25 protein-coding genes are annotated in these 14,663 nt (G+C 46.4%); 23 read left to right on the forward strand and 2 right to left on the reverse strand.

The features are described from left to right. The first annotated feature begins 36 nt into the window (after positions 1 to 36). From AC0VZ8_RS35310 to AC0VZ8_RS35390, 17 genes are all read left to right on the forward strand, one after another. A complete protein-coding gene (locus AC0VZ8_RS35310) occupies positions 37 to 201 on the forward strand; it encodes a hypothetical protein (protein ID WP_475488018.1) in 165 nt (54 codons plus the stop codon). Positions 202 to 645: 444 nt separating this feature from the next. After that, positions 646 to 1,032 (forward strand): hypothetical protein, encoded by a 387-nt coding sequence (locus AC0VZ8_RS35315; protein WP_475488019.1) that lies wholly within the window; start codon positions 646 to 648, stop codon positions 1,030 to 1,032. A gap of 111 nt (positions 1,033 to 1,143) precedes the next feature. Continuing rightward, positions 1,144 to 1,299, forward strand: coding sequence for a hypothetical protein (locus AC0VZ8_RS35320; RefSeq protein ID WP_475488020.1), 156 nt, complete (start codon positions 1,144 to 1,146; stop codon positions 1,297 to 1,299). Then, on the forward strand, positions 1,286 to 1,444 hold the full coding sequence (locus AC0VZ8_RS35325; RefSeq protein WP_475488021.1) for a PTS ascorbate transporter subunit IIC: 159 nt from the start codon (positions 1,286 to 1,288) through the stop codon (positions 1,442 to 1,444). Before AC0VZ8_RS35320 ends, AC0VZ8_RS35325 begins: the two co-directional genes overlap by 14 nt. Further along, positions 1,441 to 1,689 carry a hypothetical protein gene (locus AC0VZ8_RS35330; protein WP_475488022.1) on the forward strand — a complete coding sequence of 83 codons (249 nt, stop codon included), beginning with the start codon at positions 1,441 to 1,443 and terminating at the stop codon, positions 1,687 to 1,689. Before AC0VZ8_RS35325 ends, AC0VZ8_RS35330 begins: the two co-directional genes overlap by 4 nt. Before the next feature lie 63 nt (positions 1,690 to 1,752). Then, on the forward strand, positions 1,753 to 1,953 hold the full coding sequence (locus tag AC0VZ8_RS35335; protein WP_475488023.1) for a hypothetical protein: 201 nt from the start codon (positions 1,753 to 1,755) through the stop codon (positions 1,951 to 1,953). A gap of 67 nt (positions 1,954 to 2,020) precedes the next feature. Next, the gene (locus AC0VZ8_RS35340; protein ID WP_475488024.1) at positions 2,021 to 3,730 is read left to right on the forward strand and encodes a hypothetical protein; all 1,710 of its coding nucleotides are present in this window, start codon (positions 2,021 to 2,023) and stop codon (positions 3,728 to 3,730) included. Continuing rightward, positions 3,723 to 5,201: a fibronectin type III domain-containing protein gene (locus AC0VZ8_RS35345; RefSeq protein ID WP_475488025.1), complete on the forward strand. Its 1,479-nt coding sequence runs from the start codon at positions 3,723 to 3,725 to the stop codon at positions 5,199 to 5,201. Before AC0VZ8_RS35340 ends, AC0VZ8_RS35345 begins: the two co-directional genes overlap by 8 nt. 155 nt (positions 5,202 to 5,356) lie before the next feature. Beyond that, positions 5,357 to 5,812, forward strand: a complete 456-nt coding sequence (locus tag AC0VZ8_RS35350; protein WP_475488026.1) for a hypothetical protein — start codon at positions 5,357 to 5,359, stop codon at positions 5,810 to 5,812. 2 nt (positions 5,813 to 5,814) lie between these two features. Continuing rightward, on the forward strand, positions 5,815 to 6,105 hold the full coding sequence (locus tag AC0VZ8_RS35355; RefSeq protein WP_475488027.1) for a hypothetical protein: 291 nt from the start codon (positions 5,815 to 5,817) through the stop codon (positions 6,103 to 6,105). A gap of 181 nt (positions 6,106 to 6,286) precedes the next feature. Continuing rightward, complete coding sequence (locus AC0VZ8_RS35360; RefSeq protein ID WP_475488028.1) at positions 6,287 to 6,451, forward strand: hypothetical protein; 165 nt, start codon at positions 6,287 to 6,289, stop codon at positions 6,449 to 6,451. A 3-nt stretch (positions 6,452 to 6,454) separates the two neighbouring features. Next, the gene (locus tag AC0VZ8_RS35365; RefSeq protein ID WP_475488029.1) at positions 6,455 to 6,835 is read left to right on the forward strand and encodes a hypothetical protein; all 381 of its coding nucleotides are present in this window, start codon (positions 6,455 to 6,457) and stop codon (positions 6,833 to 6,835) included. A 1-nt stretch (position 6,836) separates the two neighbouring features. Continuing rightward, a complete protein-coding gene (locus tag AC0VZ8_RS35370; RefSeq protein WP_475488030.1) occupies positions 6,837 to 7,199 on the forward strand; it encodes a hypothetical protein in 363 nt (120 codons plus the stop codon). 6 nt (positions 7,200 to 7,205) lie between these two features. Then, entirely contained in the window at positions 7,206 to 7,919 is a 714-nt protein-coding gene (locus AC0VZ8_RS35375; RefSeq protein ID WP_475488031.1) for an ATP-binding protein, read from the forward strand. Continuing rightward, on the forward strand, positions 7,840 to 8,172 hold the full coding sequence (locus AC0VZ8_RS35380; RefSeq protein WP_475488007.1) for a hypothetical protein: 333 nt from the start codon (positions 7,840 to 7,842) through the stop codon (positions 8,170 to 8,172). Before AC0VZ8_RS35375 ends, AC0VZ8_RS35380 begins: the two co-directional genes overlap by 80 nt. 14 nt (positions 8,173 to 8,186) lie before the next feature. Next, a complete protein-coding gene (locus tag AC0VZ8_RS35385; protein WP_475488008.1) occupies positions 8,187 to 8,528 on the forward strand; it encodes a hypothetical protein in 342 nt (113 codons plus the stop codon). Beyond that, positions 8,512 to 8,778 carry a hypothetical protein gene (locus AC0VZ8_RS35390; protein WP_475488009.1) on the forward strand — a complete coding sequence of 89 codons (267 nt, stop codon included), beginning with the start codon at positions 8,512 to 8,514 and terminating at the stop codon, positions 8,776 to 8,778. Before AC0VZ8_RS35385 ends, AC0VZ8_RS35390 begins: the two co-directional genes overlap by 17 nt. Positions 8,779 to 10,144: 1,366 nt before the next feature. On the opposite strand, the gene AC0VZ8_RS35395 is transcribed toward AC0VZ8_RS35390, so the two are convergent. Both AC0VZ8_RS35395 and AC0VZ8_RS35400 read right to left on the reverse strand, forming a co-directional pair. After that, positions 10,145 to 11,353, reverse strand: a complete 1,209-nt coding sequence (locus tag AC0VZ8_RS35395) for a flagellin N-terminal helical domain-containing protein (RefSeq protein ID WP_475488010.1) — start codon at positions 11,351 to 11,353, stop codon at positions 10,145 to 10,147. 24 nt (positions 11,354 to 11,377) lie between these two features. Further along, positions 11,378 to 11,575 (reverse strand): carbon storage regulator, encoded by a 198-nt coding sequence (locus AC0VZ8_RS35400; RefSeq protein WP_475488011.1) that lies wholly within the window; start codon positions 11,573 to 11,575, stop codon positions 11,378 to 11,380. Between the two features lie 186 nt (positions 11,576 to 11,761). On the opposite strand from AC0VZ8_RS35400, the gene AC0VZ8_RS35405 reads away from it, so the two are divergent. The 6 genes from AC0VZ8_RS35405 (at position 11,762) to AC0VZ8_RS35430 (ending at position 14,560) form a co-directional block, all read left to right on the forward strand. Beyond that, on the forward strand, positions 11,762 to 12,088 hold the full coding sequence (locus AC0VZ8_RS35405; RefSeq protein WP_475488012.1) for a hypothetical protein: 327 nt from the start codon (positions 11,762 to 11,764) through the stop codon (positions 12,086 to 12,088). After that, positions 12,088 to 12,300: a hypothetical protein gene (locus AC0VZ8_RS35410; RefSeq protein WP_475488013.1), complete on the forward strand. Its 213-nt coding sequence runs from the start codon at positions 12,088 to 12,090 to the stop codon at positions 12,298 to 12,300. Before AC0VZ8_RS35405 ends, AC0VZ8_RS35410 begins: the two co-directional genes overlap by 1 nt. 141 nt (positions 12,301 to 12,441) lie before the next feature. Continuing rightward, entirely contained in the window at positions 12,442 to 12,786 is a 345-nt protein-coding gene (locus tag AC0VZ8_RS35415; protein ID WP_475488014.1) for a hypothetical protein, read from the forward strand. 663 nt (positions 12,787 to 13,449) lie between these two features. Beyond that, positions 13,450 to 13,698: a hypothetical protein gene (locus AC0VZ8_RS35420; RefSeq protein ID WP_475488015.1), complete on the forward strand. Its 249-nt coding sequence runs from the start codon at positions 13,450 to 13,452 to the stop codon at positions 13,696 to 13,698. Beyond that, positions 13,695 to 13,961: a hypothetical protein gene (locus AC0VZ8_RS35425; protein ID WP_475488016.1), complete on the forward strand. Its 267-nt coding sequence runs from the start codon at positions 13,695 to 13,697 to the stop codon at positions 13,959 to 13,961. The genes AC0VZ8_RS35420 and AC0VZ8_RS35425 overlap by 4 nt, the downstream gene beginning before the upstream one ends. Positions 13,962 to 13,969: 8 nt before the next feature. Continuing rightward, positions 13,970 to 14,560 (forward strand): MerR family transcriptional regulator, encoded by a 591-nt coding sequence (locus AC0VZ8_RS35430; protein ID WP_475488017.1) that lies wholly within the window; start codon positions 13,970 to 13,972, stop codon positions 14,558 to 14,560. Positions 14,561 to 14,663: the final 103 nt, after the last annotated feature.

Here is a 14,663-nt window from a genome sequence, read left to right on the forward strand (position 1 = left end):
CTTAAAAGAAAAAAACAAAAGGAGTTTGATCGGGTATTGATTGAAAAGGGGAATTCCGTGGGTAGAAAAAGAAAGCCAGAAAGCGAATTGGTTAAAACGATCTGCGTAAACTTACAGCAAAAAGTGATTGACGAAATAGCGAAAGAGGGAATACCGAAAAAAGTGATAGAGAAGTTATTGATCGAAAAATATTCCAAATAAAGTATAGACATACCGCCCTTTTTTTTTTAAGATTACATAGGAACAAAAATTCAATATAGAATATTTGTTCGCAATAAAGCTGGAACAGGGGTTTGCTCGAAAATGTTGATTTATCGGATAAAAGTTTTGAAAAATTTGTTCATTGTGTGAGTAGTTAATTATATAAAATAGCGCACGGTGACAAATGGTGGAAACCTTGCTATCCTAGAATCAACAAACAAAGCGAATAGCAAAAAACCCGCGAGTGTTGGTAGCACTCACGGGTTTACGGGTCAGAGCGTCAGCACCGCTCTACCCCCTTAACACATCCTAGTGTATTTTTATTCTGGGCGCAATAGTCGCAGGGTAGGATAAATATGCCTAGTTATTTGTGTAAATGTAGGGGAGAGGTGCAGCCGCATATGGCTGCACCTCTTTTTGCTTTGAATTCGCGGAGGTGGTGATTTGAACGAAGAAAACGTCACATCACAGAATGAAGAAACCAACATAACGACTCCTGAACAGGAAGACGGTACGGAGCAGCAGCCGACCGAATCAACCCAGGAGGAAACGACAGGGGAAGTCGAAGCCCCGACACCTGGAGAAGAACAGCAAAGCGGTCATGATTTGAAAGTCATTGAAGAGAATTTGACCGAAATCATGTACATTCTCCAGGACGAGGAAGTACATAAAATCGAGACAACCGAGAAGACATATCTGCCTAACGGCGATACGTTAACCTTCGACAAAACCATGACGCTGGGAGATGCTTTAATAGCGGCATCCATATTCCTTTTGGTAGTATTCCAGGTCGTGAAATGGCTGCTGAATATGGTATGGAGGAGGGGCTAGGATGCTTCAACATTTAGACCCCCATTCTACAGCCGTAGCGATTGGTATGGCGGTATCTGTACCCGTTATTGTCGGCATGATGGCCCGTTTTCTGATTAGGGTGGTGGTCGCATGTCGTCGCTGATCGGGGCCGCGCTTGTGTGGTTCCTGGGCAATCCCGATCTGTTGTTATTGCTTGGATCGTTCACACTCGCCCTGGGTGTCATACATACCGTGTTCCAGGTGTGGCACACCGTAGAAAGGGGGCGCGAGTATGAACGTGAGTGACGTGTGGGATTGGACATTCTTCTGGCAAATGTTCCGTAACTTTACGGCGACAGCATCACCGTTCGTCATGATACCCATAGCGGTAATCGTAGTGGGGATGTTGCTAACGATCATCATTAGGGCGGTATCGAGGGCCAAGTCATGATTCTATCAGGAACAAGACTTCCGAGCACTTGGTTTACCGCTGAACGACTGGCTGAGTTTTGGACAAACGTAAAATGGTTTTTGGCCTATAACATGCCGATCTTCATGATCTGCATAGCGGCGGTTGTGGCGTTTATCGTACTGACTATGGTACTTGATGCGCCCCTGGAAGCTAGGGACGAACAGCGCGGATCGGGACGGAGAAGAAACACAGATGATGATGATATCGAAGTCAAATATTACTAAGTGAGCACAGGGGATACCCCTTCTCTATAAAAAAACTATTTCATTCTTAGGAGGAATTTTATTATGGCAGCAGCAACACCACCAGATGTATCAGGAATTACACTTCCGTTCGATGTGAACGGCATGCTTTCAACGGCAACAGGATTTCTCGGTTTGTACGGCGGTTGGATTCTTCTCGCCCTGGGCGTTATCTTCTCGCCAGTGCTGTACGGACTCGCCCTTAAACTTGTAAGCTACGTCAGCAGACGTTTTGCCGCGAAGTAAGACAAGCTGAGGGAATAGCCCAGACAATCAAATTTGTCTGGGCTATTTTTCAGTAAGGGGGGTTTAGATGAAAAAGACATTTCTCCTGACTCTTATCCTGTCCTTTATCTTCCCGGCCCTCACAGTCATGGCAGCCATTACGCCTATTAGCGAAGATGAATTTGAAGTAACGGATTATCGTGTAACCCTTCCGGAAGGTTCGGGAGGAACAGTAACGTTAGGCGGGGGTAAGTTCCAGCCAGCCGAAGCAGGCGGCAGATATCTGTCTGAGGTTAGGCTGAAGACAAACCGAACTTTGGACGTGAACAATTATGTGACTGTCACCTTTGATAATGGTGTGAAAAATACGCATAACAGCGAACCGGGAACGCCAAACGTATTTGCGGTTGGACCGGGGCTTATGAGTAATCCATCTAAAGGGTTGACTGTGACACTGACGTCAGATGGTTCTAGGGAACGATGGTTAGAAATTGTTGGCTTTAAAGTTATAGGGAGTCTGCCGCCAGGCGGCGGCGATCCTCCCGATCCGGGCGGCGGTGGAAACGTCCCTACATCCCCAAGCAACACATATTACGTTCCTTATCGGGATGAATACCGGATAGACTATACAGCCCCGGCAGGAACGGCGAAATATCAACTATACTTCAAAACACAGTCCGGGACGGTGTACACGCTGGATTACGATTTCAAGCCGACAGGCATCCACTATTTAACGTGTAACGGTACATACAACCTGAATTTTTTCGATGCTTCGGGGAAGCTGATCGGTAAGACAGCTGAGGTGCAAACCACGCAAATTCAGAATCCAGCATGTAAGTCTTATGAGGATGACGAGGGCGCAGGTCGGAACGAATTGAATGCAAGGATTGACCCAAACGGTGATATGGTCTGGAATGATCCACCGTCAGGAACCAAAGAAGTTCAGATATGGAAGGATGGTCAAAAAGTTGCGACGAAAAGCCCGTCAGAGACGCTTTATGAAAAACCTGGTTCGGGGAGTTATTCGGTCGTGGCGGTCGATGATTCCGGTAAGCCGATTGGTCAATCGGATTTAAACGTAATTGGTGGGGGCGGTGAAGACCCAGGGGGTGAGACTCCAGGCGGCGGCACGTGTGATACATGCGGCAAGCTGGATGAATTACTGAAATGTCCAGGCTGGGATGTCGCTATGGGTGACCTGTCCGACGCGATACGCGATGCGCTACCGCCGCCGCCAGATTGGGATGATATCGCCAATAAGATTGGTAGTGCAACGATACGGCATTTATCTGATTACCTGGGGGACGTTCCCGAGCCACCAAGCAAAGAGGAAATCCGACAGGAGACGGAAACAAGCTTACCTAACATCCCTACAAACATACCGGAAACGGAAGATTTAAAACCAATGGTTCCAGGGGAGTTCAATAATGGTCAGATCCCATTTCGGATTGAAGAAGATGCACCGACCTTTAGGGTGGAGGATAATTCGAAGCCGTTTCGGGTGGAAGATCCACTATCCAACATGAACTATGACGATCCAGGGGTTCCGGTTCTTCCAGGCGATTCCCGGAATAGTTCGGAAGGGATCAAAAACCCAGATAAACCCAACACCGGAGGGCCACCATCACCGAAGACGGAACCGAGTCCGATCCCGACACCTGGCGGGCCGCCTTCGCCCAACATTCCACCGTCTGAGATTCCGAAGCCTTCCGATCCGGGAGGTGGGCCAGTGATACCGGATGCAACTGACGGGCCTATACCAATACCACAGGCTAGTGAGCAGAAGGTAGGTGATTAAACTGAAAAAATTATTGGCGCTAGTTATTCTGATGTTGGTAGCATTCCCGATCGGTTCATCTTTTGCACTTCCTGGTGGATTGCTGAACGGGAAGACCATGTATGTCGGTAAAAATGTAGACACTGTTTCAACGTCAACTGATTTTATAACGGATAATAATTTTATTACTGGTTTTCCGTTTAGCGGAAAAGGATACAACAATTCAGTTGCTTATTACAGTTTTGAATATCCGGTTGATATTGAATCTTACACAATTCTTCATGATTTTGGCACTAGCGCTTTGGGACTTACTTTTTATCTTGCCGATGGGACTGTTAAAACAGTGAGTGCTAAAAACGGCACTAGTAATATCAAGGTTCCCGTTGATAATGGTCCTTATAAAAACGTAACTAAAGTTGCTCTGTCTAATCCGTTTGCAACTAGTCCTACCGTAAAAGAGTTTGATGTTTTCGGACCTTATGTACCACCGCCAAATACAGACGCTGCTCTATTCGTTATCGAGAACCTAACTATAACTGCAGTTCCTGATACCTTTGGTACATCTATAACGCTTAAATGGGATCCCATTAAGTCATCATTTTTGAAACAGTATAACGTTTATCAAGATGGGATAAGAATCGGAACCTCTCAGACTCAACCGTCTTACACGATCCGGAATTTGGAGCCAGGTAAAGAGTACAGTTTTAGAGTGACGTCTGAGGATACCCAAAACAAAGAATTTACCAATACTGGCGCAAGCATAACCTATATCGTGCCGCCGCCAGATACAACCCCGCCAGACAAACCTACAGGCTTAAGTGTTGTTCCAGGAGTAACCGAAGCAACGGCAAAATGGACAGCAAGCGAGTCGGAGGATATTGCTGGATATAGTGTTTATCTGGACGAACACAAGATAAACGACAAATTACTAACGGGGACCTCTTACAATCTTACAAAATTGAAAACAGACACAGCCTATAAGCTTTATGTGGTTGCCCAGGACAAGGCTGGGAATGTATCGGGTAAATCGGAGGTTGTAGAATTCAAAACCAAAAAGGCCGAGACGGAAAGTGAACAGGAAGAAATGCCTGATCATCTGTTAGTGAAATGGCAGCCGACCCCGAATGCGGTATCCTACAACATCTATTTTAACGGCAGACTCATTGCCAATGTAGGGCCAGGAGTAACAAGCTACAAGATCACAAAGGCGATGGGATACATTCCAGGAGCCTTATCCAATAAGGCCGAAGTCAAGGCGGTTTTTGAAGATGGCAGCGAGGGAGGAAGCAAGCCGAGCAACCCAGGGGGGGATTGGGGAGAAGGCACCGACTTCCTGGATGTACCAGAGGTTTTGAAGTCGGCGGTTAGCTTCCTGGCTTTGTATAGTCAATGGATCATCCTCGCCCTGGCTATCATCTTTTCTCCCGTGCTGTACAAGCTGGCTCTATGGCTGGTGCAGTACGTAAGTAAGAAAAATATGCAACGGAGTTGATGGAAAATGTCTGCAACAGAAATCATGGGTATAGCGGTGCAGAACATTGCATTTATTGGCCCGGCACTCCTGGTGTTTTGCGGCCTGGCCTTTGCGGATAGTATCTTCGGGTCGATCTACCGCATTGTACGGACTGCAAGCAAACACTTCCGTATATGATTCGAAACATACTACAAGCGACCTGGACATTCTTCCAGCGGATGTTCGGAAGACTGTTCCAGTTCCTCGCAGATTTATTTGGATGGCTGTTCCAGAAGCTGTTCGACTTTTTAAAGACGCTGCTACAGCCGATTTTCGTCATCATTGCCCTGGTGTTTTACCTGGTCTACAAGATCGCTGAATTAGCGGTTATGCTCATTCAAGTGTTCTATATGATGGGTAAACTCCTGGTTGCCTTTGTAAAGGGCATATTCGTTACGCTGGCGGGTTTTACATATACTCCGACCTCTCCGAACGATGGGAAGTGGACAGGAGTCCTACGGGGCGTTTCAGACGGTCTGAGTTACTTCCAACTCGACACCCTGGCCCTGGTACTTCATTTTTGTATCTGGTTTGCAACAGCCTTTGCGGCGATTCGGATTCTAGGAAGCATACGGAACGGGGGGGATTGACGGTGTATGACTACTTTTTACCGCCAGCCATACGAAACTTTGTGGATTCGATCTTTGCCCCTCCGATCACCTTCCTACGAATGGCAAGGGACTATCTCGACAATCTAAGCCTGGTTGCATCCCATGGCATCAGCTTAAATAAATTCTTTAGCTTTTTCGGCTATCTGCCGCCCTCGATGCAGGGGGTTATAAACGCCCTGTTATCATCCATCATCTTACTGGCGGTCTTGCAACTAATTAAAACGATTATGCGGCTCTACTTTGCCGTTAAGGACGGAAGTAAGTGGTGGTAAGTTGCTGCAGCAATTTGTATACGGAATCCTGGCAGCTGCGCACTGATCCAGGAGCCGGCACGAAGTGTTTTGTATACACGATCGACGCCTGGCCAACTGTTTTTGTATACAGAAAACGCAGCTGCAGGAGATCTTTCCGGACGAAATTGTATACAAAGTAAATTGAGAATGGAGTGGAAGCATGGAAGCAAACGTATTTAGTTACTTTTTCGCTATTGGGGCAGGGTTAACCCTGGGGGTGTCCATGATCGGGATTCCTGCCTGGTGGATCATGCAGAAGATCAAAATAAAGGCCCGCATGAACAGCGTGGTACATCTGCCGAAAGTAGCGAAGGGAGCGAAATAAACTATGCTGGGAAAAAACAAAGAATCGTATGAACCACAAGATGTCCTGATGGTATTTAAAGACGATGGAACGGCCGATATGGCTCCGGTGTACGATGTAGATTCTGAGCGTGTATATGCGGAATCCGTGAACGGAAATTACTCGGTACCGATTGGAGATGTAAGAGCCTACACCGGACGGAAAGGGCGTATCTTTTTGTTTCCGTCCACGATTGATAATGTGGTTGATTGCCAGCGTATCGCCGCCCTGGAGCGTAGCACAGTGCTGCGGGCCATAACGCACTTCGAAAATGAAAAGCCTGTCCAGGCGAATCTGCCGATTGGGAAAATTATGATCGGTGCCGTGGTGGTCCTAATCCTTATTATCATGATGGCGGTGAAGTAATATGAGCAGCGCACCGATGAACAACGCCGACAAGATCCAATCCGTCATTAATGACGATCTGTTCCCGAACGTACAGCACGTTTCGGATGTCAAACAAGTCTTAGAATTCATGACCAATTATGCGGCCCCACTATCTGAGGAACAGGTTCGCGCTATATTGCTTCTGGAAGACCTGGGGAACAACGAAAGACTGCACGGCAAGACAAATCCCTATAAAGGGATCATTAAGGCCGTTACAGGCGATTACAAGCGCGCTGTGAGCCGTACAGAAACATTCCTGCGCACGATTGAGGAACTCATACCAAAGCCGCCTAAACCCGTCATCATGGCTGATGGGCGTATGGTGAAGGCCGGGAAGGGGTGATGATCGATGCCACATATTATCGGTGTAATGGGCAACCTGGGGGCTGGTAAGACGACAACAGCATCTATGATGGCCTGGCTGTACAAACAGGCCATCGAAAGTCAGGGGGGCACAATCCAGTTATTCGCTAATTACGATCTGGAAGGAGCTCAACGGATGAAGGTTGCAGAAGATTGGTTTAAAGTAGCTGAAGCCCATGGCAGCATATGCGTATGGGACGAGGCCCACCGATCTTTTGACAGCCGTAAATCACTTAAATTTGAAAACACACTTGCTACAGACATTCTGACGTTCGTTCGAAAGATGGCAAGTATCCAAATATTCGCAACACCATCCATTAACCGCCTGGACACACGAATCAGGGAGATGTTAGAAATCCTGATTCATGTACGGCCTATGGGGAACAAAGGCATGCACCTAGATTATTACGATTTCCAGGCAGATAGTTTTGGACGACTGGGTAAATTCCTGCACTCGCGGTTCCTGGGGGCCGGGAAAGTCAAACAAATTCATGCCTTGAACTTGTTTGACTCACATTCTTTTGTTAATGGGTTTCCACTACCGAAAACAGAGCGTGCTGCAGAAAAATTTATGGATGAACTCGAAAGAGTACATGACGAAGCGAGGAGGAAATTAAATTATGACTATCGTGCCAGCCGAGGAATTAAAGAACGATCCGCAAGCCCTGTTGTACCATTACCCGTCCATGCATCCAATTAAGTACACTAAAATGTCGAATGAATATCACTTCTGGAAGAGTGTATCAATAGCCGAACAGACCGCCAAAATGTTTGGGCGCTTCCTGGTGCCGGGGCGCTGTCTGCATTGGGAGCGCAAGCGAAAAAACGGCGACCGCATGATTAAGATTGGACGAAAAACGTACTACGTGCTCTCCAGGGACGAATTAAGCGATCTGGAGTATACCAAGTATCTAAATGAACTCTACGAAGAAAAAGAAGCTGTAAACGCATAGGAGGGGCGCGGTAGATGAAAGTAGGGGCATGGATCAAGGCGAATAAATCGAGGGTTGTATTATTTATTTTAGAGTTTGCGGTGATGATTCTGGCGGTTGTCTTATTCGTAGGAATGTCCGTATATATCACGGAGAATTTCACGCCAGCAGACGTTCAAGTATTCAATGCTTTTTACGATTCACTTAGCACTAACGAAGCGAAACATGTGATAGGCGCGATAGGTGCTATGTTTATAGCGGTTGTAATCCCAATTCTATATGCAGGACTTTGGTTGTTTAGGCTTTTCAAATGGACTGAATTCAAAGAGTTAAAAAAGAAGCACAGGGAGGAATTAGCCAATGTTAGAGCGGTATAAAGTGGGCATGGAAGCAGCGCAGACGCTGATCGGTAAGATGGACGGGATCAAACGGGACATAACAAAAGCTTTTCGGTCAGATGTTATTGACGGAGGAATGTACAGCAAGCTTATGCAGTCTGTACAGGGGATGGAATGGCAAATCAGAACATTTACGTTACGCCAGGAACGATTATACATAGAGAGCGATGGCAGGTTCTATGAGCCTAATATAAACGGGTTTAAAGGGATGGCAATAGCCAAACTTTAGTTCCTGAATGCTACCAAAACAAGGGTATAAAGATGCAAAAAACACGAACGTAAATTCTATATAGTATGCACGTTCGTAAATTTTACGGCATGGATTGACAAAAAACTCTAGCATAATTCAGTAGTCTCGTGGTAAGATTTTCTTAATTAAAAGAAAAGACCACGTTTCACGGCGGCTAGAGTCTGGAAAACTCTATGCTGCTTAACCGATGTTGCAGATCGGAGAAACAGGCGCGCTAAAACATGGCTTTGGATACTATTGTACCGGATTTTTTTCGTGTATTCAATAGGTTTTCAGATACATAAAGGCCCCTGATTCGCATGTCTGCGGATCGGGGGCCTTTTTTGCTTGCTTACATATCTATGAATCTATCAAATGTATCCGGTTTTCTTGATTTAACCACACACCTTACCACGTGCATTCTACAAGCATTTAGAAGGACAGGCGTAAAAGCCTTTGTTTTTGTAAGGGTGTTTCAAGAAATGGGCTTATAGGGCGGTTAGAATCGCTGTGTGAACGTGAACGACCAGGCAAAAGGCATTTCGTGTGAGTTTGGAGTACATAAGCAAAAAAATGATAGACGGCAAGTAATAAAATATCGGGCGATGGTCGGAGACGGTCAGAGTGCCACCAAAACGACGTTAAACAAACTTGAACAGGCTTTTAAGGCTCTTCATTGATGGTGATGGTAAGTCGTCCCACTCTCCCCGAAGCGATCCCCTGGCGGGCTTTTACAGTCTAGGCGTAACGTCCAGGATCGGCAGCGCTGGGGATGTCCTCCGTAAGACGGGTAAAAGTCTATTTACGCCTGTCCGCACCTTCCAGAGCGGCGTTGTGACTCCAACGACCGCATTCCCGTCCGTGAGGGCCTTAAACGGCCCTGGCTGCCTGCAAGAGTTAGTTAGACTATACGTGGTAACGCACGACCTGGACACGTTGAATTGCAGCAAGCGAAGCGACCGAGAACCCGAGAACGCCAACACGTTCAAGGTTTTAAGTAGCCGTAGCCCCTCCCGTATTAGGGGGGCTGCGGCTCTCTCCTTCCTCCCCTTCGCCCGCCAACACGAAAACCAAGACCTGTCAAGCCAAAGATCAGAGCCGCAAAACGCAGGGGCGGGCGTGGGGAGCATGCTTTAAATCCCTTAAGGCTTGCGGAGCAAGGCCACCTTCTTGACGATCTTGGGGATAAGTTGAAGGTGAGCGAGGAGGTTATCCACAAGACAAAAAAGAGATGGAGAAAAAGGGTGAAGGATGACCCCAAACAGAGACCCCTCGCCGCACCAGCGGCACAACAACCCTAGGCGTATGGTGAAATATAGACAAAAAAAAAGAACGCCCGAAGGCGCTCTCTTGATTTTGTTGAAGATTAACGGAGTAACTGAAGAACACCTTGTGGCTGTTGGTTCGCTTGAGCCAACATTGCTTGTGCAGCTTGAGAAAGAATGTTGTTTTTGGTTTGCTCCATCATTTCTTTTGCCATATCAACATCACGGATACGGGATTCAGCAGCTGTCAGGTTCTCAGATGAAGTTCCCAAGTTGTTGATTGTGTGCTCTATACGGTTTTGATTCGCACCCAATTTAGCACGTTCGGAAGATACTTTATCGATAGCAGCTTGAATTTTTGTGATGGCGTTTGCTGCGCCCTCATGAGTTGTTACGTCAAGAGCTTGTTCAGTAGTTGTGTTGTTTGTTCCGTCTGTTACAGCAAGCTTATCGCCTGTACCAGCAGTAGTGATTCCCAGAGCAGATGCTCTCATATCAGCGATATCAAGAGTCAGACTTTGGTTTTGGTTTGCACCAATTTGGAACTTTATACTCTTAGCATCATCAGCTACAACAGCTTCTTTTGCTGCTACACCCTTTGTTATTGTTTCGAGGAGGGTACCGCCACCAATAGTTGGGGTGGTATCAGCTTCTGCATCTGCTACTTGAGTCAAGATAATTTTATCAGCATCTGCTCCTGTGCCTGCTGCTGCTGTGTACTTCGCGTTTAAAGTTGTATCAGCATTAATCGCAGTAATCAGAGCAGCAAGATCCTGGCCGGCTGCTGCAGGAATGGTAGTACCATCGATTGTAATTCCAGCTGCTGGATCGACTACTCCTACTTTAAATTCGCCTGCTACTGCTGTTACTGCAGCAGACCCAGCACCGTTTTTATCACCATTCAGTAATTTTTGTGTATTGAACTCCGTTGTGTTACCGATACGATTGATTTCGGAAGTCAGTGAGTTAATTTCTTTTTGAATTTCACCGCGATCGGATTCCGTATTAGTACCGTTTGCAGATTGGTTTGCAAGTTCACGCATACGTTGCAGGATGGATTGAGTTTCGTTCAGAGCACCCTCAGCTGTCTGGATCAAGGAGATACCATCTTGAGCGTTACGGGAAGCTTGGTCCAAACCGCGGATTTGACCGCGCATTTTTTCGGAGATTGCCAGACCAGCAGCGTCATCACCAGCACGGTTGATGCGAAGACCGGAAGACAGTTTCTCAATGTTCTTTTGCGTGTTTGCAGTATTCACGCTCAATTGACGGTGCGTGTTCAGAGCTGCAATGTTGTGGTTGATAATCATTTAAATCTACCTCCATGTGGTTTTTCAAGCTAGGGAGAGTCCGTTCTCCCTGCATATTGCGATGTCTTCGGCACTAAGCACTTCTTCCCTGATTATTGATACATCTTTTGGTGCTTCGATCACTAGCTTAGGCACATCATTGATAACCATCACCGTAACTCTGATTTTTTTATCAATAACAATGCTTTCCCCAGGTCTACGCGTCAAAGATAATTTGCCCACTGCCTATCAACCTCCTTGTTGTTCTAATAATATATCGTCCGTTAATTTTATAAAGTTTAATAAAAAAATAAATGTATCCAAATAACTTGATTTTGGATACATAAAGTGATACTATGGATACATAAGATGGAAATAAACAATGTACTGGAACGATAGGGGTTATTTTTGTAGGGAGAGTGAGGAGCCATGAACAAATCAGAAGCGATTGACCAGGCTTACCGGATTGCTACGCTAACGGAACCAACAGACGAAATAAGGGGGCTGCTGTGGCCCCTGGCGTTCGATCGGGTGTTAGAGTTGCTTTTAATTCTGCGGATGTCTCCGCGCCGTGTGAACAATCCTGCGGGCTTTCTGCGGCGGGCGATTACTGAAGGTTGGGCACCGGATCAACTTCCGGAAAAAGTGGACAGGAAACTTGAAAATGCAGAAGAACGGTTTTATACTCGCCGCGGCTACTCGGAGGATCAAGCGCGGGCCAAGGTCTTAGAAAACCGTAGAAAGGTTGAGGGGTAATGAAGGACACCAGGAAGAACATCAAGGTTATACCCGTGGTAAAGGATGAAATTGAGTCCATACGAAAAGAATTAGGATTGAAAACAGAATCACAGGCGCTGTCGTATCTGACGGCATTGTACATGGATCAAAAGAAAAAACGGATTTTGCTTGCCGATCACCAGAATTACATTAAGGAAGCAGAGGAGAAACACAATCAAGGCAGTATCTAATGTATACAACATCCTGGCAGCTGCGGCCCGATCCGCGCGCCGGCAATGCGTGTTTTGTATACATAAACAACCTGGCTGCAGCTCGTTTTGTATACGAAAACCACCTGCAGCTGCGCGGATCCACGAGGAGGATGTATACATATGAGTTCAAGAACACCGATCCAAGTCCCAACGGAACTGCGGGACGAACTAAATGAAATGTCCGACACTTTCCGGTGTAAGACGCAATATGAAGTGATTCAGAAGCTTTTGGCGTACTATCACCGGAGTGAAAAAGAAAAAAACGATCTGAGGGCTTACCAGGAGCAACATATGGTGGACTTAGGCAAGGATTCGAAGGTCCGGTTTAAGGAAATCAAAGAAGAATTAGGATTACGGACAGATGGGGCAGTTTTTGAGTTCCTGGGCGACTGCTATCAAGGTTCGCTTCAAATGCCTATGGTGGCTTTTGAGACTTACAAGAACTTGAAGGTATCAGGCCAATGAGAGGGATTGAATGGTTTCTGGAACAGATCGAGAAGGCAACGGGCCGACACATTCATTTATTTAATCGGCCCTCACCGATGGAGTATTTCGACTTTGAAATCTATCATTGCCGCTGTAAAAAGGTCATGAAGCAAGTTCGAAAATGAGGGCAGCTGCGCGCGGTCGGGGCTGATCGGCGCTGTCCTTGTATACATCATTTGGATCCTCGATCGGGATTTTGGATACAAGGCCACCCCCGATCAGCCCCGACCGCGCATGGTTCTGCATGCATTTCAACCGAACAAAAATTCTAATTGGAAGTGGGTTTTCTAAACAATGACAGTCGAGCAGCTACTAGAATACGCAAAAAGCAATGCCCTAGACTTGGTTTGCCGCCTGGATCACACGCTCGAGGAAAAACAGTTGATTGTCCTGGGTTACATGATCGGGTTTTCAGACGGTACTTTGCTAAATGAATCGAATAGAAAACGAAAGCAATTCGAAGCAATCGAGAGATCGTGAATTATCGAATTTAGGGTAAAAAATCAATTGTTCCACGGAAGAAAAAACGGCGCTCACGGTCAAAAATGGCTGAATTTGAGGATCAGAGCGCCAGACATATTCACCAAATGAAATATTTTGTACATATGTTGGCGCGTTAATGCTGTGAAAGGGTGAAATAAAATGGAAAGCTATAGTAATTTGATTGATAAGTTATACCGTCTTTTTGATGACATAACGGCTGGATGGTTATCGTTCGTTTGGATTGTGTTGGGATTTATTTTCATGATCGTGGTGATTTCTTGGATGGAGAAACCGAAAAAATCGAGGGAGTATGTACCGAATCCCGATCATTTTGAAAGCCAGGCAGAATATTTGGCTGCTCTAAACGCTTGGCGAAGATGGTCAAGAGAAAGGCAGGCGAATCAATGAACCAGGCTCCAGGAAGCGCGGCAGAAGCCGCTGACAAGGCTAAAGCCGCATGGCAAAGGTTTACCGATGGGATAGAACGGTCACAAATCCGGCGCGCACTCGATGCGGCCGGATATTCGTATGAGGAGCCGACCGAGGAAGCGCTAAGAGAATGCTTCACGGATTATGTTGACGCTGGCATATGGTCAGATTTAACATTAGAAGATATAGAGGGCCTGTCCATATCGGATATGTCACGCGCTCTAATCCGTCTTAGGTGGTGATATGGAACATGATAGGAAGTAAGGAAATAAGCGAGATTCTAGGCGTAAAGACCGTTACGGTTCGGAAGTATGCGGCGGCGCTGGAAGCCCAGGGGTATGTTATACAGCGTGACGCATCGAACAACCGAGAGTATACCGAAATAGACGCTACGGCATTCCGAGAGTTACAGGCGCTACAACAACGTACGGGATTGACGGTGGAAAAATGCGCGGAGGTAATAGCCGCAAGGCATCGCGGGGCGTCTGACTCCGTAGCGCCCGCCGTAATTCAGCCGGATGAAGCACAGATTCAGCAATACGCTGTGCAACATGAAGAGTTATTGAACATGATTCAACTCATGAATGAACACAATCAGCAACAGGCCGAGTTATTGGTCAGACAATCCGAAGAGATCGCCAGGCTGCACAAGCGATTAGATGAACAAAGCAACGGGATTTCTAATGTTTTAAGGGAAGTTTTGACCACCAGGCAGATGATTGCCGCATCTAAAAAGAAGTCGTGGAAGTTTTGGAAGAAAGATGAACCAACAGATACAGACGCCCCCGATCCCGAAGCCATATGGAAGCGAAAGCAGGACATTCATAACGGCAACTATTAGGGCGCGGGGGGGAGTAGATAAATAGATATATATATATCTATAAAATACAGCACGGTGCTACGGCTGGTAACCTTCTATTGTGGGTTGCCTTTTTTGTTGTATG

The sequence above is a fragment of the Paenibacillus sp. QJM3NY_38 genome (assembly GCF_056173265.1).